Here is a 19,964-nt window from a genome sequence, read left to right on the forward strand (position 1 = left end):
GCATTCTTCGCTGGTGCTGAACAGTGCCGGCAGGACATCCTCGGGGCATGTCAGCCGCACCTCGTCCGGCCGGTCTCCCCGGCGCCATGAGTCCTCGTCACATCGCCCTGGCCGTGCTGGTCGCCGCCGTCTGGGGGGTGAACTTCGTGGTGATCGACGTCGGTCTGAAGAACTTCCCGCCGCTGCTCTTCTGCGCGCTGCGGTTCGCCGTGGTGGCGGTGCCGGCGGTCTTCTTCGTCCGGCCGCCCAGGGTGGCCTGGCGCTGGGTGGTGGCGGGCGGCTTCGTGCTCGGAGTGCTGAAGTTCGGCTCGCTCTTCCTCGGCATGCACGCGGGGATGCCGGCCGGACTCTCCTCGCTGGTGCTGCAGAGCCAGGCGGTCTTCACCGCGCTCTTCGCGGCGGTGCTGCTGCGGGAGCGGCTGGGCCCGCAGCGGATCGCCGGGCTGACGCTGGCCGGTGCGGGCATCGCGCTCGTCGCCCTGGACAACGGGCTCGGCGGGCCGGCCAAGGCCTTCGCGCTGGTCATCGCGGCGGCGGTGTTCTGGGGGCTGTCCAATGTGCTGACCCGCAAGGCGGCGCCGCCGGACCTGTTGAGCTGGATGGTCTGGCTCAGCGCGGTGCCGCCACTGCCGCTGCTCGCGCTCTCGCTGCTGGTCGAGGGCCCGCACGCCGATCTGCACGCGCTGGTCTCGATCACCCCGGTAGGCCTGGGCGCGGTCGCCTACGTGGCTCTGCTCTCCACCCTGTTCGGCTTCGGGGCCTGGGGTTTCCTGCTGCGCGAGTACGACGCGGCCGCGGTCGCTCCCTACTCGCTGCTGGTCCCGGTCTTCGGGATGACGTCGGCCTGGCTGCTGCTCGGCGAGGCGATCACCCCACTCGCGGGTGGCGCGGCGCTGCTGGTGATCGCCGGGATCGGCCTCAGTGCGCTGCGGCCGCAGTACCTGGCCCGGGTGCGGCGCGGCCTGGGCCTGGCGCGCCGGCCCGCACCGGCTGGCGGAGCTCCGACGGCTGCCCGTGCGCCGCTTCCGCGGCCCTGAGTACACGGAGCATCACCGCGACGTCCGCCGGGTCGGTGCCACCGAAGTACTCCTCGGCGACCTCCTGGCGGACCAGTGCGAACCGCTCGACCGCGGCCCGGCCGGCCTCGGTCAGCACCAGGCCCACCGAGCGCCGGTCCACCGGATCGGGCACCCGCTCGACCAGGGCGCCCTGCTCCAGTGCGTCCACCACCGTGGTGGCCGAGCGCGGAGCCACGTTCAGCCGGTCGGCCAGCTCGCTCAGCCGCATCGCGCGCCCGGGCGCCCCGCCGTGCTCGGTGTGTGCGAGTACCCGCAGGGCGCGGCCCTGTCCCGGGGTCAGGCCGTAGGGCTCGAGGCGGTCCATGGTGCGGTGCCGGATCCGCTTCATCGCCCGGGTCAGTTCGTCGGCCAGCTCGGCCGCCCCGTCGGACGCGGCGGCGCCGGAGGCGGTGGGTTCGGTGGACGAGCTGGTCATGCGGGGGCTCCTCGGCGCGGCAAGTGGGCCCAGGGTAACGTCCGGCGCCGGTAGCGAGCCAGCCACACGATGAGCCAGGCTCAGTATCTCCGACCGCCATCTCCGGTGGCAGCCGTTCCTCGCGGCCGCGCGTCGTCGTGCGGCAGCCCTCTGGCCAGCGTCCAGAGCACCAGGGCGGACAGGCACCAGCCGGCCAGTACGTCCAGGAACCAGTGGTAGACGCACCAGATCAGGCCGAGCCCGACCCCCAGCCCGAGCAGGACGGTCGAGGCGTGGAGCACGCGGCGGGCCGGCCCGGACAGGGTGCGGCCGAGCAGCAGGGCCCCGACCCCGTAGCTGACGCAGGCCGTGGTGGTGTGCCCGGACGGGTACCAGCCCCAGGCGCCCGGCCCGACCGGTTGGCCGAGCGGGCCGCCGCGCGCGAAGTAGGCCTTGGCCGGCACCACCAGCAGCGGGATCAACAGGGCCGCGCACGGGGCCAGCAGCAGCGGCAGCCACCAGCGTCGCAGCCCCGCGCGGCGGGACCGCCAGGCGGCCAGCGCGCCGGCGCCGAGCAGTACCGGAATCGCCGGCACCGTGCTGCCCAGGTCGGAGAAGAGGTGGCCGAGCCAGTCCAGCAGACCGCTGTGCAGCGTCTCCCGCAGGTCCCCGACCCGGTGGCGCACCCAGCGGTCCAGGCCGAGCAGCGGCCCCGCGACCGCGACCTGCCAGGAGACCAGAGCCAGTACCAGGGCGAGCGGCAGCGGCGTCAGCAGGCTGTCGCGGATGGTCGCCAGCGGATGGGCCAGGGCAGGCAGGAGCCGCCCCGGAGCGGGGGGGAGAGCTCCGGGGCGGCCTGGGTGATCGCCGCTCCGTGCGCCCCGGGGGGTGTGGGCCGGACGGCCGGTCGATCGGTCCTGTGGCGGCGCCGTCGAGGGCGCCTGGTTGTCCTCGCTGATCGGTTGGTTCACCGTTGGTTGAGGCTCGCTGTCCATCTGTCACGACAGTACGTCAAGCGGATTCCCGGCGGGCCCGGCGTGGCCGGGTTCGCACAGCATCTTCACCGGAAGCAGTGCAACCTCCACGGCCGGTGAAGCGTCCTTCGCGGAACCGGCGGTGCGCCCGGTCCAGGAACGGACCGGGCGCACCGTGGGCGGGAGTTGACGCGTGATCAGGTGGCCGGGCGGGTGGCCCGGCGGTGGCTCGGGTGTTGCCCGGCGGCGGTTCAGGCGCCGGCGGTCGTGCCCTGCAGGGCGAAGGCGCCCTCGATGATGTCCAGGCCCTCGGTCAGCAGGTGCTCCGGGATCACCAGCGGCGGCAGGAAGCGCAGCACGTTGCCGTAGGTGCCGGCGGTCAGCACGACCAGGCCCTCGGCGTGGCAGGCCTTCGCCACGGCGGCGGTGACCTCCGGGTTGGGCTCCTTGGAGCCCGGCTTGACCAGCTCGATGGCGATCATGGCGCCGCGGCCGCGGATCTCGCCGATCACGTCGAACTTCTCCGCCATGGCGCGCAGGCGGCCCAGCATGACCTCGCCGATCCGCTGCGCCTTGGCGTTCAGGTCCAGCGTCTTCATGGTCTCGATCGCGCCCAGCGCGGCCGCGCAGGCCACCGGGTTGCCGCCGTAGGTGCCGCCCAGGCCGCCGGCGTGCGCGGCGTCCATGATCTCGGCCCGCCCGGTCACCGCGGCCAGCGGCAGACCGCCGGCGATGCCCTTGGCGGTGGTGATCAGGTCCGGGACGATGCCCTCGTCCTCGCAGGCGAACCACTGGCCGGTGCGGCAGAAGCCGGTCTGGATCTCGTCCGCGACGAAGACGATCCCGTTGGCCTTCGCGTACTCCACGATGGCCGGCAGGAAGCCCTTGGCCGGCTCGATGAAGCCGCCCTCGCCCTGGATCGGCTCGATGATGATCGCCGCGACGTTCTCGGCGCCGATCTGCTTGTTGATCATGTCGATCGCCTGCGCGGCGGCCTCGGCGGCGCAGTTCTCCGCACCCGTCAGCCAGCGGTACGGGTAGGCGACCGGCACCCGGTAGATCTCCGGCGCGAACGGGCCGAAGCCCTGCTTGTACGGCATGTTCTTCGCGGTCAGACCCATGGTCAGGTTGGTCCGGCCGTGGTAGCCGTGGTCGAACACCACGACAGCGGTGCGCTTGGTGTACGCGCGAGCGATCTTGACCGCGTTCTCCACCGCCTCGGCACCCGAGTTGAACAGCGCGGTGCGCTTGTCGTGGTCGCCCGGGGTGAGCTCGTTGAGCTGCTCGGCGACGGCGACGTAGCCCTCGTACGGGGTCACCATGAAGCAGGTGTGGGTGAACGCGGCCAGCTGCTCGCTCGCCTTGGCCACCACGGCCTCGGCGCTGTTGCCGACGTTGACCACGGCGATGCCCGAGCCGAAGTCGATCAGGCTGTTGCCGTCCACGTCCTCCAGCACCCCGCCGCCGGCCCGCGACACGTACACGGGCAGGGTGGTCCCGACGCCCGCCGCCACCGCGCCCAGCTTGCGGGCCTGCAGCTCCTGCGACTTCGGGCCGGGGATCGCGGTGACCAGACGGCGCTCCTGCGGGAGCAGCGGTGCGGCGCTCATAGGGTTTTTCTCCAGTCGGCTCGGCTTGTTCCGGTCGCGCTGACGCGTCGTTCCCGGTGCTGGCAGGCTACGGCCGCCGCCCCGGCCCCGGCATGCGCCAGTGGGGCGCACTGCGCCGTCCGACTTGTCCTGCCCGGCCACCACCACCCACCCGGCGGACGAACAGCGGCCCCGGCCGCCCCCTCCACTACATTGAGCGCGGGGTGTCGCCCACCGGGCGGCATGGGTAACACTCAGCCGGGCAGGTCGGGGCAAGGGAGCGGGGCCGCAATGGGACTGGACGGCGGACAGGGCGGGCGAACGGAGCTGGTGCCGGACCCCCCGGCGGTCGCCGGCCAGATGCCGGCCCAACTGCCGCGCACCACGGGCCCGGGCCCTGGGTTCCCGCTGGCGAACTGGGTCGCCCAGAGTCGGCCGGAGGCGGAGGCGGGGGTGTACCGGCTGGGGTACCGGCCGGTTGATACGACGACCGTGGACGCGACGGTGCCCGCCTGGCCGCTGTTTGTCCGTGCCTTGCTGAATCTGCTCGCGGCTGGTCTGACCTACAGGTACGGCACCGTGCTGGTGCTCTACGCGGTGAAGCTGACCATCTGGCCACCGAACCCGACGGACGCTCAGATCATCTTCGGTGACTATCTGACCCGCGTTGTTGTGGTGGCTTTCTCCATCGCGCTGTTCGGCCGCATGGGCCGTTGGAAGGAGGTCTACCGCCGCTACTTGACGCCCGCTGCGGTGAAGGAACTCGGTGCGCTGCTGCGAGCCCGGGCGATCACAACGGAGGACGGTACGCCGGTTCCGTCGGCCACCGAGGGAGCGGGCGTCCTCGACCCCTGGGCCGAGTTGCGCCAGGCCGGGCTCGGGCAGGCGCTCGCGGCCGTTGAGGAGGACACCCGGGCCGGGCGCGTCAGCGATGTCGACTACGTGCGCATCCACCGGGTCTGGCGGGAGGTGCTCGGCGAGCCCGGGTTGGTCGGGGCGTTCGGGGAGCAGGTGGCGGTGCGGGGGGCGGCGGCGTGTGCGCATCCGTCCGAGGCGCGGGATCTGCCGGGGCGGGTGGCGGAGCACGATCTGCTGCTGGGGCAGGTGCGGTTGGGGACGGCGCAGGAGGTGCCGAAGAACCCGGCGGCGCACCGGGGAGCCGGGTTCGCGCTGGACCGGGAGGTGCTGGCCACCTCGCTGCTGGCGGTGGGGCCGGCGGGGACGGGCAAGTCGGCGCGGCTGGCCCGGCCGGTGGCGGAGGCGCTCTGCCTGCAGGCGCTGGCGCGGTCGGCCTGCGTGGTGGTGGTGGGGGCGGCCGAGGCCGAGTTGGGGGCGGACGCGGGGTACGACGTGGTGATCGCGCCGGGTGATCCGGCCTCGGCGTACGGGCTGGACCTGTACGGGGCGGCGGCCGACCAGGACGCGGCGGCGGCCCGGCTGGCGGACGCGCTGCTGCCGGACGAGCTGTCCTCGAGGGCGCAGAGCGCGCGGATGGCGCTGCAGCAGGTGGTGGGGCCGTTCCACGCGGGCTACGGGCGCTACCCGGGGGTGCGGGAGCTGCGCGCGCTGCTCGGCGGGGACGAGGGGAGCTGGGAGCGGCTGGTCGAGCGGCTGGGTGCCGAGGGGCTGCTGGACCTGCACGAGGCGGACGTGCAGCAGCGGCGCACCCGGCAAGGGCAGGCCGACGATCCGGGGGCGCTGCTGGCCGACCGGCTGGCGCTGCTGGACCGGCCGGCCTTCGCCGGCTGCTTCGAGCCGACGGGGCCCGGCGCCAAGCCGGCCTTCGCGATGCGGGCGCTGGAGCATCCGCTGCGGGTGCGGGTGAAGCTGCCCGAGCGCGGGCACCCGGAGGCGGCCCGGATCCTGTCCCGGCTGGTGGTGGGCCAGTTCCTGCAGGCCGCGGCGGCCCGGGAGGACCGTTCGCTGTTCGCGGGCCTGGTGGTGGACGACGCCTCGGCGGCGCTGGACGCCGGGACCGTGCAGGGGCTGCGCCGGCTGCCGGGGGCGAACGCGGGCGCGGTGCTGCTGCTGCGCAGCCTGGTGGACCTGCCGGAGGCGCTGCGGGTGCCGCTGTTCGGCGCGGTGGGCTGCCGGATGGCCTTCCCGGGGATCGCGCCCTGGGACGGCAAGCTGTTCTCCGAGGCCTGGGGCACGGTGCTGGTGCGCGAGCGGGCGGTGACGCTGGCCCCGGACACCTCGGGCGGCATGCTGCGCAAGACCGGGCGGCTGGCCCGCAAGGCGCTGTCGGGGACCACGGCGCAGACCGAGAGCGTGACCACCCGGGAGGTGGAGCGGCAGCGCTGGTCGCCTTCCGAGCTGGCGCACGCGCTGCCGGCCGGGCACGCGGTGGTCTCGCTGACGGCGGTGGGCGGGGAGCAGGTGCCGCCCCTGCTGGTCGACCTGCGCAGTTGACCTGCCCAGCTGACCGGTCCAGCTGACCGGCTCAGCTGACCGGTCCGGCCGATCGGCGGGGAGCAGACGGCGATCTGACGGACCGTTGGTGTTCGACCGGCTTTCGGTTAGTTACGCGGCGGTGGATTCGGTGTCGCGGCTTGTCCGCAGCGTCCATAATGAGAGGCGAACCCTCACCCCCGCCGCCCGGCCGCAACGAGGCCGTCGGGTCGTCCCACCGAAGGTGCCATGCCCCCCACTCTCGCCTCCGTCGTGCGCAACGCCTCGCTCCACCTCACGGTCCTCGCCGGAGCCGACCACCTGGAGCGCCCGGTCCGCTGGGTGCACACCAGTGAGCTGGACGACCCCACGCCCTTCCTCGAAGGCGGCGAGCTGCTGCTCACCACCGGGATCAAGCTGGGCGCCGGTACCAAGGGCCTGCAGTCCTACGTCCACCGGCTGGCCGACGCCGGCGTGGTGGGCCTGGGGCTGGGGGTCGGCCTGTCGCACACCGAGGTGCCGCAGGCACTGGTGGAAGCCGCCGCCCAGCGCGGCCTGCCGCTGCTGCGGGTGCCCGAGCCGACCCCGTTCATCGCGATCAGCAAGGTCGTCTCGGCCGCGCTGGCGGCCGAGCAGTACGAGGCGGTGACCACCAGCTTCGAGGCGCAGGAGGAGCTGACCCGGGCCGCGCTGGGCCAGAACGGGACGGCGGCCGTGGTGCGCCGACTGGCGGCCCGGCTGGGCGGCTGGGCGGCGCTCTACGACAGCTCGGGCGCGCTCTCGGTGGTGGCCCCGGACTGGGCGGCCCGCCGGGCGGCCCGGCTGGCCGCCGAGGTGGACCGGCTGCGCCGACGTCCGGCCCCGGCCAGCGCCGCGCTCCAGGGCCGGGCGCCCGGGTTCGACACGGCCGACGAGGACTTCGTGGTGGTCCAGTCGCTGGGCGCCGACCGCCGGCCCCGCGGCTTCCTCGCGGTGGGTACCGAGGACCGGATCAGCCCGACCGAGCGCTACGTGCTGAACGCGGCGGTCGCCCTGCTCACCCTCACCCTGGAGCGCTCGCGCGAGCTGCGGCACGCCGAGGAGCGGATGGGTGCCGCGCTGCTGCGCCTGGTGCTGGCCGGGCAGGTGGCGACGGCCCGCCAGGTCGCCACCGGGCTCTTCGGCGGCCTGCCCGAGGGGACCATACGCGTCCTGGTGGCGGGTGCCGCCCCGGGCGGGGAGAAGGCGGAGGGCGAGGCCCCGGTGCACGACCTGACCGAGCTGGCCGAGCGCGCCGAACAGGCCGGCGGTCGGGCCGGCGAGAAGCTGCTGGTCGCCCGCGAGTCGGCCGGCAAGGACGGCAAGGACAGTAAGGACGGCAAGGACGGAGCCGCGCACCCCGAGCGGCTGGTGCTGCTGGCCGTGGACGGCGGCGCGGTGCACCGGGCCTGCCTGGGCGCGGTCGAGGAGCACGAGGGGTTGGCGCTCGGCATCTCGGCGCCGGCCGCGGTCGAGGAGGCCGGTGGCGCCTACGCCCAGGCCGAGCGGGCGCTGGCGGTGGCCCTGCGCGGCGGCCGCCGCTCGGTGGGCCACGAGGAGGTCGGCGCCGGCTCGCTGCTGCCGCTGCTCGGCGAGGACGCGGTGGCGGCCTTCGCCGAGGGGCTGCTGCGCCCGCTGCGCGACCACGACCGCACCGCCCGCGGCGACCTGGTGGCCTCGCTGCGCGCCTGGCTCTCCCGGCATGGCCAGTGGGACGCGGCCGCCGCCGACCTCGGCGTGCACCGGCACACCCTGCGCTATCGGATGCGCCGGGTCGAGGAGCTGCTCGGCCGTTCGCTGGACGACACCGACGTGCGGATGGAGCTCTGGCTGGCCCTGCGCTCGGGCGAGGAGTCGGCCCCGCTGTAGTGGGCCCCGCGGTAGCCGACCCGCCCGTGGCCGGCCACCCGGTAATCGGCCACTTTGTCAGGCGGGACGCGGGCCACCGCGCCACCTTGGCCAACCCCTTTCGTACGGCCGTGCCCCTACCGTTGGTGGGGAACACCACTGCGACGAGAGGGCCGGTACCACCGTGACCACGACCCACGCATTCTGGCTGGCCGGCCGTCAGGAGACCGGCGAGTCCAGCTTCGAGGTCCGCCACCCCTTTGACGACAGCCTGGTCGGCACGGTCAGCGTGCCCACCGACGCCCAGGTGGACGAGGCCGTCGACGCCGCCGTCGCCGCCCTGCCGGTCTTCGCGGCCACCCCCGCGCACGTGCGTGCCGCGGCGCTGGACCACGTGGCCCGCCGGCTGACCGAGCGCGCCGAGGAGATCGCCCGGCTGATCACCGCCGAGAACGGCAAGCCGATCAAGTGGGCCCGCGGCGAGGTCGGCCGCGCCGCCTCGGTCTTCCGCTGGGCGGCCGAGGAGGCCCGCCGGACCAACGGCGAGACGATGCGCCTGGACACCGACCCGGGCGGCGTGGGCCGCTTCGCGGTGGTGCGGCGCTTCCCCCGGGGCGTGGTGCTGGGCATCGCCCCGTTCAACTTCCCGCTCAACCTGGTGGCGCACAAGGTCGCCCCGGCGATCGCGGTCGGTGCCCCGATCATCCTCAAGCCGGCCCCGGCCACCCCGCTCTCCGCCCTGCTGCTGGGCGAGCTGCTGGCCGAGACCGAGCTGCCGGCCGGCGCCTGGAGCGTGCTGCCGGTGGCGAACGCCAAGATGCCCGCGCTGGTCCAGGACGGGCGGCTGCCGGTGATCTCCTTCACCGGTTCGGACAAGGTCGGCTACCAGATCATGGACTCGGTGCCGCGCAAGCACGTCACCCTGGAGCTCGGCGGCAACGCCGCCGCCGTGGTGCTGGCCGACTGGTCCTCGGAGGCCGACCTGGAGTGGGCCGCCACCCGGATCGCGACGTTCGCCAACTACCAGGGCGGCCAGTCCTGCATCTCGGTGCAGCGGGTGATCGCGGACGCCGCGGTGTACGACGCGCTGGCCGAGAAGGTGCTGGCCAAGGTCCAGGCCCAGGTCACCGGCGATCCGGCCGAGGACGCCACCGACGTCGGCCCGCTGGTGGACGAGAACGCCGCCAAGCGGGTCGAGGAGTGGGTGGCGGACGCCGTCGCCAAGGGCGCCAAGGTGCTCACCGGCGGCACCCGGCAGGGCGCCAGCTACGCCCCGACCGTGCTGGCCGAGCTGCCCGCCGACGCGATCCTGGCCACCGCCGAGGCCTTCGGTCCGGTGCTCTCGCTGCACCGGGTCGACTCCGCCGAGGAGGCCTTCGCCGCCGTCAACGACTCCGCGTTCGGCCTGCAGGCCGGCGTCTTCACGCACGATGTGCAGCTCGCCTTCCGGGCGCACCGCGAGCTGCAGGTCGGCGGTGTGATCATCGGCGACGCGCCGTCGTACCGTGCCGACCAGATGCCCTACGGCGGGGTCAAGGACTCCGGCGTGGGCCGTGAGGGCGTCAAGTACGCGATGGACGACTTCACCTACGAGAAGGTCATGGTGCTCACCGGCCTGGACCTCTGAGCCCGCCGCGGTCCGGCCCGGCGGCCCCCGACTCCCCTGCGGAGCCGGGGGCCGCCGCCTTTACCGGCGAGAAGTCCGGATAGCGGTGGGCCCGGTCCCCGCGGCACGCCACAATGGAGCCCATGAACTCGCTCGCCCACCCGCAGCTGCGCTTCACTCCGGTCGTCGACGACCCGTCAGGTCCTCGGGAACTGGTCATCCTCGGCTCGACCGGCTCGATCGGCACCCAGGCCATCGACATCGTGCTCCGCAACCCGGACCGGTTCCGGGTCGTCGCGCTCTCGGCGGGCGGTGGGCAGGTCGAGCTGCTGGCCGAGCAGGCCTTCCGGCTCGGCGTGCACACCGTGGCGGTGGCCCGTGCCGAGGCCGAGGCGCCGCTGCGTGCCGCGCTCGCCGCCCAGGCCGTCGGCCGTCCGCTGCCCACCGTGCTGGCCGGCCCGGACGCCGCCACCGAGCTGGCCCAGCTGCCGTGCCACTCGGTGCTCAACGGCATCACCGGCTCGATCGGCCTGGCCCCGACTCTGGCCGCGCTGCGTGCCGGGCGGGTGCTGGTGCTGGCGAACAAGGAGTCGCTGATCGTCGGCGGCCCGCTGGTGAAGGCGGTGGCCGCGCCGGGGCAGATCGTGCCGGTGGACTCCGAGCACGCCGCGCTCTTCCAGGCGCTGAGCGCCGGCACCGCGCGCGAGGTGCGCCGCCTGGTGGTCACCGCGAGCGGCGGTCCGTTCCGCGGCCGCCGCCGGGACGAGCTGGCCGGCGTCACCCCGAAGGACGCGCTGGCCCACCCGACCTGGGCGATGGGCCCGGTGGTGACGATCAACTCGGCCACCCTGGTCAACAAGGGCCTGGAGGTGATCGAGGCCCACCTGCTCTACGACATCCCGTTCGAGCGGATCGAGGTCGTGGTCCATCCGCAGTCGGTGGTCCACTCGATGGTGGAGTTCACGGACGGTTCGACCCTCGCCCAGGCCAGCCCGCCGGACATGCGGATGCCGATCTCGCTCGGTCTGGGCTGGCCCGACCGGGTGCCGGACGCGGCCCCCGGCTGCGACTGGACCAAGGCCGCCGCTTGGGAGTTCTTCCCGCTGGACGACGAGGCCTTCCCGGCCGTCGCGCTCGCCCGCGAGGTGGGTACGCTCGGCGGCACGGCACCGGCCGTCTTCAACGCGGCCAACGAGGAGTGCGTGGACGCCTTCCTGAACGGGAGCCTGGCCTTCACCGGCATCGTCGACACGGTCGCCAAGGTGGTCGCCGAGCACGGCACCCCGGTACCGGGAACTTCTCTGACCATCGAGGACGTACTGGATGCGGAGGGCTGGGCCCGGGCCCGGGCCCGCGAGCTGGCGGCGGGCTGAGGCCTCGGCGTCACGCGATGCGGCGACCGGGTGTAGGTATGGGGGTACCCCCGGCCGGAGGCCGGGGCCGATGGGGAGCGATATGACGGAGGACCAGCGGTGACTGCAGTGATGACGGTGCTGGGCATCGTGGTCTTTTTCGTCGGGCTGCTGATCTCGATCGCCTGGCACGAACTGGGCCACCTCTCGACCGCCAAGCTCTTCAAGATCCGGGTGCCGCAGTACATGGTCGGCTTCGGCCCGACCATCTGGTCCCGGAAGAAGGGCGAGACCGAGTACGGGTTCAAGGCGATCCCGTTCGGCGGCTACATCCGGATGATCGGGATGTTCCCGCCGGGCGAGGACGGGCGGATCACCAAGCGCAGCAGCTCGCCCTGGCGCTCGATGATCGAGGACGCCCGCGAGGCCTCCTACGAGGAGCTGCAGGCCGGCGACGAGGACCGGCTCTTCTACACCCGCAAGCCCTGGCAGCGGATCATCGTGATGTTCGCCGGGCCGTTCATGAACCTGATCCTGGCCTTCGCGCTCTTCCTGGTCACCATGATGGGCTTCGGGGTGCCCAAGTCGCTGCCGATCGTCAGCTCGGTCTCCCAGTGCGTGGTCCCGGCGACCCAGACGAACGACACCTGCGCCCCGGGCGCGACGCCCTCCCCGGCCGCGGCGGCCGGACTGAAGGCGGGCGACCACATCGTCTCCTTCGACGGCAACGCGATCCGCAACTACCAGCAGCTCTCCAACAACATCCGCGACTCCTACGGCAAGACCGTGCCGATCACGGTCGACCGCAAGGGGCAGCAGCTCACCCTCACCGCGCAGATCACCAAGAACCAGCTGGCCAAGCTGGACAAGTACGGCGACCCGATCCCCGGCGCCGCGCCGGTGACGGCCGGGTTCCTCGGGATCAGCCCGACCACCGGGGTGGTCCAGCTGGGCTTCGGGGAGAGCCTGAGCCAGATGTCCAACATGGCCGACACCGGTGTCCACTCGCTGGTCGCGCTGCCCGGCAAGATCCCGGGCCTGTGGGACTCGGTGGTCAAGGGCGCCCCCCGCCAGGCCGACTCCCCGGTCGGCATGGTCGGCGCGGCCCGGGTCGGCGGCGAGGTCTTCGCGCTGCACATGCCCGCCTCGCAGCGGATCGCCACCATGATCAACCTGCTGGCGGGGATCAACCTCTCGCTCTTCCTCTTCAACATGCTGCCGCTGCTGCCGCTGGACGGCGGACACGTGGCCGGGGCGGTCTGGGAGTCGATCCGGCGGCAGGCCGCCAAGCTCTTCAAGCGTCCCGACCCGGGCCCGTTCGACGTGGCCAAGCTGATGCCGCTGGCCTACGTGGTGGCCAGCATCTTCATCGGCTTCACCCTGCTGGTGCTGGTCGCCGACGTGATCAACCCGGTCAAGATCAGCTAGCCGCTGCTCAGGGGGCGTGCGTGCGCGCCCCCCGGGGTGCCGTACCGTTGGACGCCGGGTGCGCGATCACCGCGCGCCCGGCGTCCGTCACCTCTACTCCGGGGAACCCTGCGCACATGACCGCGATCTCGCTCGGTATTCCGTCCCTGCCGCTGAAGCCGCTGGCCAAGCGGCGCCACTCGCGTCAGATCATGGTCGGCAACGTTCCGGTGGGTGGTGACGCGCCGGTGTCGGTGCAGTCGATGACCACCACGCTGACCTCGGATGTGAACGCGACGCTGCAGCAGATCGCGCAGCTGACCGCTTCGGGGTGTCAGATCGTGCGGGTGGCGGTGCCTTCGCAGGATGACGCGGACGCGTTGCCGATCATCGCGAGGAAGTCGCAGATCCCGGTGATCGCGGACATCCACTTCCAGCCGAAGTACGTGTTCGCGGCGATCGACGCCGGCTGTGCGGCGGTGCGGGTCAACCCGGGCAACATCAAGGCGTTCGACGACAAGGTCGGTGAGATCGCGAAGGCGGCCTCGCAGGCGGGTGTGCCGATCCGGATCGGGGTGAACGCCGGGTCGCTGGACAAGCGGCTGCTGGAGAAGTACGGCAAGGCCACTCCTGAGGCGCTGGTCGAGTCGGCGCTGTGGGAGTGCTCGCTGTTCGAGGAGCACGGTTTCCGGGACATCAAGATCTCGGTCAAGCACAACGACCCGGTCGTGATGATCAACGCCTACCGGCAGCTGGCGGCGGCCTGCGACTATCCGCTGCACCTGGGGGTGACGGAGGCGGGGCCGGCGTTCCAGGGGACGATCAAGTCGGCGGTGGCGTTCGGTGCGCTGCTGGCGGAGGGGATCGGGGACACGATCCGGGTGTCGCTGTCGGCGCCGCCGGTGGAGGAGATCAAGGTCGGGATCCAGATCCTGGAGTCGTTGAACCTGCGTCAGCGCGGGTTGGAGATCGTCTCGTGTCCGTCCTGCGGTCGGGCCCAGGTGGATGTGTACAAGCTGGCGGAGGAGGTCACCGCGGGCCTGGAGGGCATGGAGGTGCCGCTGCGGGTCGCGGTGATGGGTTGTGTGGTGAACGGTCCGGGTGAGGCGCGTGAGGCGGACCTGGGGGTGGCCTCGGGCAACGGCAAGGGGCAGATCTTCGTCAAGGGCGAGGTGATCAAGACCGTCCCCGAGTCGAAGATCGTCGAGACCCTGATCGAAGAGGCCCTCAAGCTGGCCGAGCAGATGCAGTCCGAGGGCGTCGAGTCCGGCACCCCGACCGTGATCGCCGCCGACTGACGGTGGATGAGGCGCTGTGCTCGATCGAGGTGTGATGCTCCCCGGTGCCAAGCAGGCTGCCCGCGTCCATGGGGGTCCCGCCGGCCGGAGGCCGGGGGAGGCGACCCGGGTGCTGGACGGCCCGGATCTCGCCGACACCTTGGCGGTGCTGCACCGGGACCCGGTCGCCAACGCCTTCGTCGCCACCCGGGTCGAGGCGGTCGGCCTCGACCCGTGGCGGCTCGGCGGTGAGATGTGGGGCTGGTTCGACCAGGACGGCCGGCTGGAGTCGCTCTGCTACGCCGGCGCCAACCTGGTGCCGATCAACGCCGGTCCGCAGGCCGTGGTCGCCTTCGCCGAGCGGGCCCGGCGCCAGGGGCGGCGCTGCTCCTCGATCGTCGGCCCCGCCGACTCCACCGCCGCGCTCTGGGCGCTGCTGCAGCGCAGTTGGGGGCCGGCCCGCGAGGTCCGCGGCCACCAGCCGCTGATGGCCGCCACCGAGCCCGCCACCGAGGTGGCCCCCGACCCGCTGGTCCGCCGGGTCCGCCGGGACGAGATCGACCTGCTGATGCCGGCCTGCGTGGCGATGTTCACCGAGGAGGTCGGCATCTCCCCGCTGGCCGGCGACGGCGGACTGCTCTACCAGGCCCGGGTGGCCGAACTGGTGGGTGGCGGCCGGTCGTTCGCCCGGATCTCGGAGCAGGGCGAGGTCGTCTTCAAGGCCGAGATCGGTGCGGTCACCCAGGGCGCCTGCCAGATCCAGGGCGTCTGGGTGGCCCCCGCCCACCGCGGCCGCCGGATCTCCGAGAGCGGGATGGCGGCTGTCCTGGAGATCGCGCTGCGCGAGGTCGCCCCGGTGGTCAGCCTCTACGTGAACGACTACAACCTGCCCGCCCGCGCCGCCTACCACCGGGTCGGCTTCCGCGAGGTGGGCGCCTTCATGTCGGTGCTCTTCTAGGCTTTTCCAGGTCGCTGATTTTCCGGGCGGTGCAGGAGTAACGTCCCGGGCATGGAGCAGCAGTTGACCGAGGTGACCGTCCAGCCGATCGACCTGGCGGCCTGGGCGCCGTACGCGCTGGAGGTGCAGTCGGCGGCCTTCGGGCTCTCGCCCGAGGAGGTCGCGGTACGGCTGCACATCGTGGGGCGGCACGCGCTGCAGCCGGGGGTGATCGCGCTGGGCGCGCTCTGCGCGGGTCGGCTGGTCGGCTTCGGCTACGGCATGCCGAACCAGCGCGAGCACTGGTGGAGCACGGTGATCGAGCCGCATCTGGAGGCGCGCGGGCACGGCGACTGGCTGGACGGCGTGTTCGCCGTCACCGAGTTGCACGTGCTGCCGCAGTTCCAGGGCCGGGGCCTGGGCAGCACCCTGATCCGCACCCTGTGCGAGCGGTCCGGGCTGCCCCGCAGCATCCTCTCCGCGATCGACGCCGAGACCCCGGCCCGCCGCCTCTACCGCTCGCTCGGCTACCGCGACCTGGCCCGCCCGGTGCGCTTCCCGAACACCGACCGCCCCTACGCGGTGATGGGCGCCCGGCTGCCGCTGCTCGACCGTACCGGTGGCGGCTCCTACAGCCGGCCGGCGAACTCCAGGTAGCGCTCGGCGCCGGCCCGGTCGCCGCCGGCCAGGGCCGCCAGTCCGGCCGCCACGCTGCGGAACAGCGTCCAGCCGCGCAGCCGGTCCAGGTCCACCTCCAGGGCCTCGGACAGCTGGTGCAGGCGGCGGCGCACCGCGCCCTCGGGGCCGGCCGCGGCGGCCAGTGTCTCCTTGCGGTCCTGGACCAGCCAGGCCAGGTCGAAGGCGCGCTCGCCGACCAGCGGCTGCGGGTCGATGGCCAGCCACGGTGCGCGGTCGGCGGCCATCACATTGCCGTGGTGGAAGTCGCCGTGCAGCAGGAAGGCCTCCTCGCCGGAGGCCAGCAAGTCCTCGGCGGTGCGCAGCGCGGCGTCCACCAGCGGTCGGGCGTCCAGCCGTTCGGCCGCCGCCGGGTGCTCCCGCAGCCAGTCGGCGCGGACCGCGACGTGCTCGGCCACCGAGCTGAACGCGTGGCCGTCGGCGGGCCTGGTCCACAGCCGCCGCAGCAGGCCGCAGGCCTCCAGCATCGCCTTGGCCTCGACCAGCGAGCGCAGCGGGATGTCCCCGTGCAGGCGCTCCAGCAGCAGGAAGCCCTCGGCGGGGTCGGCGTCCAGCAGCAGCACGGCGCCGCGCCCGGCCCAGTGGCTCAGCGCGGCGTGCTCCTGGGCGGTCTCCGGGGTGACCAGGCCCGCCTTCAGCACGGCGGGGGTGTTGTCCGCCCGCCGCACGTAGCCGATCACGCTGAGTCGGCCGCCCGGCTCGGCGATCCGGTCCAGGGTGAGGTCCCACCGGGTCAGCTGGTGGGCCACCCGGTCCGGCAGCTCGTCCAGCCAGCGGGCGCCGGCCTCGCCCTGGCGGGCCAGCACGTTCTCGCGCAGTCGATCCGGGACGGTGAACTGCCCTGCTGCTGCCGACATGCCGGTCCTCCGTCCGGTGCGCCCCCTGCTGCTTCCCGTCCATTGTCGGCCATCGAGCGCCGGCTGGACGGCAGGCCGCACTGGTCAGGGGCTGGCCGGGGCGCTCGCGGCGGCCGGTGCGGGCATCCCGGGCAGCGCGCCCGGGGCACCGCCCCAGTGGTAGGCCTGCAGCGTGCAGGCCCGCAGCGCGGTGGCGCCGGCCAGCCGCAGCGAGCCGGCGGCGGCTGCCACCAGATCGGCGTAGAGGGCGGTCAGCCGGGTCTCGACGGTGGCGGCCAGCTTGGCGGCCGTGGCGGCGTCCGGCACGGCGAACGGCAGCTGGTAGCCGGGGGCGGCGGCGAGGGGGGTGGCGCCCGCGCCGGCCAGCAGCCGCTGCCAGGTGTCCCGGCGGGCCTGGTGGGCCGCGTAGCAGGCGCGCGCGTCGTCGCGCTTGGGACCGACGGGTATCAGCGCGCCGATCACCCCGAAGGCGTAGACCGCGGCGTGCTCACCGGCCAGCGCCGCCTGCAGCGCGCTGACGGCCTCGGCCGGCAGGCCGCCTGACAGGGTGCCACTCGCGGCGGGGGAGGGGGTGGCTGACGGTGCGTCGGCCTGAGTCGCCGCCAGCGGGGCCTGGTTGCCGAGTTCGAGGGTGTGCAGCGCGCCCGCCGCCGAGACCGAGGCCAGCAGCTTGGCCAACTCGGGGGAGGCGGCGGCCAGGTCGGCGAGCCGGGCCTGCGCGGTGCTCCACTCGGCCGCCGCCAGGGTCGCCGGGCTCGCCGCCGCGCCGGCGGCGGAGTTCGCCGAGGGGCTTGCCGAGGCAGTGGCGCCGGCCGAGGCGGCGGCGCTGGTGCGCGGTGAGGCGGCACCGGCCGGCAGCCCGGTCGCCAGGGCCGCGCGCTGCGTCCGCAGGTCGGCCCGGAGCGCGTCGAGCTGGGCGTTCGGCGCGCCCCCGCCCTGGGCCGTCGCGTACTGGGCGATCAGCGCGTCGGTGGCGGCCACCGCCCGGGTGCGCAGCGGCAGGTCGGGGTCGGCCTTCCTGGCCGCGCCACCGCCCGAACCGCTCCCGGCGTCGGACTTCGCCCCGGAGGAGGTGCAGGCGGCCAGGAGTCCGGCGGCGGCCATCGCTCCGGCGGCCAGGAAGGTCCGCCGGCTGGGGGACTGCATCGACGCGCTCCATGAGGTCGTGCGGAAGCGGCCGAACGGCCCCCCGCTGCTATGGCTGACTGCGGGCCGCACCCCAGTGTTCACGGCATTCACAGAGTGAAAGAGTTGTGCCCGCCCGCTTGGACCGTACCGTCCGTGACCGACGCTGCCACGGGCGGGGCCGGTTCCGCGAAGCGCCCGGTTCGGCAGCCGCCGCCGGGTGGGCGGCGGAGGCGGAATCGGCGGTTCGGGGGTCGACCCGATAGGCTTTGGGTCGAGTTACGACCTTCTGACAACAGCAGACGCGGCCGAGGAGTCACCCGGATGAGCACCACCCCCACCGATCGGTTGCGTGCCCTGTTGGAGCCGCTGGCCGAGCGCGCGGGCCTGGATCTTGAGGATCTCAAGGTGAGCCAGGCCGGCAGCCGCCGCCAGGTGCAGATCGATGTGGACGCGGACGGCGGCGTGGACCTCGACGCGATCGCCGAGTTCAGCCGCGAGGTCGGCCAGGCCCTGGACGCGAGCGACCTGATGGGTGACGTCGCGTATGTCCTGGAGGTCGGCTCCCCGGGCGTGGACCGCCCGCTGACCGAGCCCCGGCACTGGCGCCGCAACGCCGGCCGGCTGGTGAAGGTGCAGCTCACCGAGGGTGGCGAGCTGGTCGCCCGGATCCTGTCCAGCGACGAGGACGGCGCGCTGGTCGAGGTGCAGCCGGTCAAGGGACGCGGCCGGGCCAAGGAGCGCGCCCTGACCTTCGCCGAGGTCGCGAAGGCGCGGATCCAGGTGGAGTTCAACCGCAAGGAGGACGAGCAGCTGCTCGCCGATGACGCGGGGTCCGACGACACGGACGACGCCACCGATGGTGACGACAACGACGAAGCCGCAGACGAGCAGTGAGCAAGAAGAGAAGAGCAGAGGAGGCGTAGCCGTGGACATCGACATGAGTGCCCTGCGTGGGCTGGTGACCGAGAAGAACATCCCGTTCGACCTGCTGGTCGAGTCGATCGAGTCGGCGCTCCTCATCGCGTACCACCGGACCGAGGGCTCGCGCCGTCGGGCCCGCGTCGAGCTGAACCGCAAGACCGGCCATGTGACCGTGTGGGCGCTTGAGGACGCGAGCGAGCTCGAGGAGGGCGTGGAGCCCAAGGAGTTCGACGACACCCCGAGCGGTTTCGGCCGGATCGCCGCCAGCACCGCCAAGCAGGTCATCCTGCAGCGGCTGCGCGACGCCGCCGACGACCAGACCTTCGGCGAGTACGCGGGCAAGGAGGGCGACATCGTCACCGGTGTCGTCCAGCAGGGCAACGACCCGAAGAACGTGCTGGTGGACATCGGCAAGCTGGAGGCCATCCTGCCCCCGCAGGAGCAGGTCCCCGGTGAGGAGTACAAGCACGGCACCCGGCTGCGCAGCTACGTGGTCGCGGTCCGCCGCGGCGTGCGCGGCGCCTCGGTGACGCTCTCGCGCACCCACCCCAACCTGGTGCGCAAGCTCTTCGCGCTGGAGGTCCCGGAGATCGCCGACGGTTCGGTGGAGATCGCCGCGATCGCCCGCGAGGCCGGCCACCGCACCAAGATCGCCGTCTACTCGCGCCGGGCCGGCCTGAACGCCAAGGGCGCCTGCATCGGCCCGATGGGCGGCCGGGTGCGCAACGTGATGGCGGAGCTGCACGGCGAGAAGATCGACATCGTCGACTGGTCGGAGGACCCGGCCGAGATGGTGGCCAGCGCGCTGTCCCCCGCTCGGGTGACGAAGGTCGAGATCGTGGACTACGCCCAGCGCTCCGCCCGGGTGATCGTGCCCGACTACCAGCTGTCGCTGGCGATCGGCAAGGAGGGGCAGAACGCCCGTCTGGCCGCCCGCCTGACCGGGTGGCGGATCGACATCCGCCCGGACACCGAGGCCCCGGAGGGCGGCCCCGACAGGGAATCCCGCGTCGAGTAGTGGTGTTGTCGTCCAGGAGCAGCGGCCCCGGCCTGATCACCGGGGCCGCGGTCAGTCCCTGCGGAGGGGTAGACTTGATGGTGTCCGGCCGGACGCATGTCCGCGCATGCCCTGAACGCACTTGCGTGGGCTGTCGCAAGCGAGCGGCCAAACACGAGCTGTTGCGGGTCACGGCGGTCGAGGGCGTCTGCGTCCCCGATCCTCGCGGCTCGCTGCCTGGCCGGGGCGCGTACCTGCACCCCGAGTCGGCCTGCCTCGACCTGGCGGTCCGTCGCCGGGCGTTTCCGAGGGCCTTCCGGCTCCAGGGCACGCTCGACACGGAGTCACTGCGCCAGCGGGTCGAGGCTTGGGCACAGAGCGCCCCGGCGTCCTGACCCCAGCGGTCTGAGCTGGGTCTCGGGTTCGCCCGCAGGGCACGACCCCCGCCGGTGCGGGGGAGAACCACCGCACAGAGCACGGCGCGCGCACTCCG

Annotated in this window: 17 protein-coding genes; 12 read left to right on the forward strand and 5 right to left on the reverse strand. The window is 73.4% G+C overall.

What is annotated here, in order from left to right; all coding sequences use genetic code 11:
• Positions 1-86: 86 nt before the first annotated feature.
• Positions 87-1,037: an EamA family transporter gene (locus OG403_RS25440; protein ID WP_329568174.1), complete on the forward strand. Its 951-nt coding sequence runs from the start codon at positions 87-89 to the stop codon at positions 1,035-1,037.
• Here OG403_RS25440 and OG403_RS25445 read toward each other — a convergent pair.
• The 3 genes from OG403_RS25445 to gabT all read right to left on the reverse strand — a co-directional run bounded on the left by OG403_RS25445 (position 919) and on the right by gabT (position 4,057).
• Positions 919-1,494: a MarR family winged helix-turn-helix transcriptional regulator gene (locus tag OG403_RS25445; RefSeq protein WP_329568176.1), complete on the reverse strand. Its 576-nt coding sequence runs from the start codon at positions 1,492-1,494 to the stop codon at positions 919-921. The genes OG403_RS25440 and OG403_RS25445 overlap by 119 nt on opposite strands.
• 80 nt (positions 1,495-1,574) lie before the next feature.
• Complete coding sequence (locus OG403_RS25450; RefSeq protein WP_329568178.1) at positions 1,575-2,468, reverse strand: phosphatase PAP2 family protein; 894 nt, start codon at positions 2,466-2,468, stop codon at positions 1,575-1,577.
• Between the two features lie 230 nt (positions 2,469-2,698).
• Positions 2,699-4,057 (reverse strand): 4-aminobutyrate--2-oxoglutarate transaminase, encoded by a 1,359-nt coding sequence (gene gabT, locus OG403_RS25455; protein ID WP_329568180.1) that lies wholly within the window; start codon positions 4,055-4,057, stop codon positions 2,699-2,701.
• A 270-nt stretch (positions 4,058-4,327) separates the two neighbouring features.
• On the opposite strand from gabT, the gene OG403_RS25460 reads away from it, so the two are divergent.
• The 8 genes from OG403_RS25460 (at position 4,328) to OG403_RS25495 (ending at position 15,529) form a co-directional block, all read left to right on the forward strand.
• The gene (locus OG403_RS25460; RefSeq protein WP_329568182.1) at positions 4,328-6,448 is read left to right on the forward strand and encodes an ATP-binding protein; all 2,121 of its coding nucleotides are present in this window, start codon (positions 4,328-4,330) and stop codon (positions 6,446-6,448) included.
• A 228-nt stretch (positions 6,449-6,676) separates the two neighbouring features.
• On the forward strand, positions 6,677-8,314 hold the full coding sequence (locus tag OG403_RS25465; RefSeq protein ID WP_329568184.1) for a PucR family transcriptional regulator: 1,638 nt from the start codon (positions 6,677-6,679) through the stop codon (positions 8,312-8,314).
• 163 nt (positions 8,315-8,477) lie between these two features.
• The gene (locus OG403_RS25470) at positions 8,478-9,920 is read left to right on the forward strand and encodes an aldehyde dehydrogenase family protein (RefSeq protein ID WP_329568186.1); all 1,443 of its coding nucleotides are present in this window, start codon (positions 8,478-8,480) and stop codon (positions 9,918-9,920) included.
• Between the two features lie 122 nt (positions 9,921-10,042).
• Positions 10,043-11,272, forward strand: a complete 1,230-nt coding sequence (dxr, locus tag OG403_RS25475) for a 1-deoxy-D-xylulose-5-phosphate reductoisomerase (RefSeq protein WP_329568188.1) — start codon at positions 10,043-10,045, stop codon at positions 11,270-11,272.
• 99 nt (positions 11,273-11,371) lie between these two features.
• Entirely contained in the window at positions 11,372-12,679 is a 1,308-nt protein-coding gene (locus OG403_RS25480; protein ID WP_329568190.1) for a M50 family metallopeptidase, read from the forward strand.
• Positions 12,680-12,795: 116 nt separating this feature from the next.
• Positions 12,796-13,956, forward strand: a complete 1,161-nt coding sequence (gene ispG / locus OG403_RS25485; RefSeq protein ID WP_329568192.1) for a flavodoxin-dependent (E)-4-hydroxy-3-methylbut-2-enyl-diphosphate synthase — start codon at positions 12,796-12,798, stop codon at positions 13,954-13,956.
• Positions 13,957-13,972: 16 nt separating this feature from the next.
• Positions 13,973-14,893, forward strand: a complete 921-nt coding sequence (locus OG403_RS25490) for a GNAT family N-acetyltransferase (RefSeq protein WP_329568195.1) — start codon at positions 13,973-13,975, stop codon at positions 14,891-14,893.
• Between the two features lie 51 nt (positions 14,894-14,944).
• Complete coding sequence (locus OG403_RS25495) at positions 14,945-15,529, forward strand: GNAT family N-acetyltransferase (RefSeq protein WP_329568197.1); 585 nt, start codon at positions 14,945-14,947, stop codon at positions 15,527-15,529.
• On the opposite strand, the gene OG403_RS25500 is transcribed toward OG403_RS25495, so the two are convergent.
• Together OG403_RS25500 and OG403_RS25505 are read right to left on the reverse strand one after the other, a co-directional pair.
• Positions 15,502-16,425: an aminoglycoside phosphotransferase family protein gene (locus OG403_RS25500; protein WP_329568199.1), complete on the reverse strand. Its 924-nt coding sequence runs from the start codon at positions 16,423-16,425 to the stop codon at positions 15,502-15,504. The genes OG403_RS25495 and OG403_RS25500 overlap by 28 nt on opposite strands.
• 84 nt (positions 16,426-16,509) lie before the next feature.
• A complete protein-coding gene (locus OG403_RS25505; RefSeq protein WP_329568200.1) occupies positions 16,510-17,571 on the reverse strand; it encodes a ferritin-like domain-containing protein in 1,062 nt (353 codons plus the stop codon).
• Between the two features lie 303 nt (positions 17,572-17,874).
• Here OG403_RS25505 and rimP point away from each other — a divergent pair, with 303 nt between their 5' ends.
• From rimP to OG403_RS25520, 3 genes are all read left to right on the forward strand, one after another.
• A complete protein-coding gene (gene rimP / locus OG403_RS25510; RefSeq protein ID WP_329568202.1) occupies positions 17,875-18,447 on the forward strand; it encodes a ribosome maturation factor RimP in 573 nt (190 codons plus the stop codon).
• Between the two features lie 31 nt (positions 18,448-18,478).
• Positions 18,479-19,492, forward strand: a complete 1,014-nt coding sequence (gene nusA / locus OG403_RS25515; protein ID WP_329568204.1) for a transcription termination factor NusA — start codon at positions 18,479-18,481, stop codon at positions 19,490-19,492.
• Between the two features lie 80 nt (positions 19,493-19,572).
• Positions 19,573-19,866: a YlxR family protein gene (locus tag OG403_RS25520; RefSeq protein ID WP_329572553.1), complete on the forward strand. Its 294-nt coding sequence runs from the start codon at positions 19,573-19,575 to the stop codon at positions 19,864-19,866.
• Positions 19,867-19,964 lie beyond the last annotated feature (98 nt).

The organism is Kitasatospora sp. NBC_01266, from assembly GCF_036242395.1.
GTDB lineage: Bacteria > Actinomycetota > Actinomycetes > Streptomycetales > Streptomycetaceae > Kitasatospora.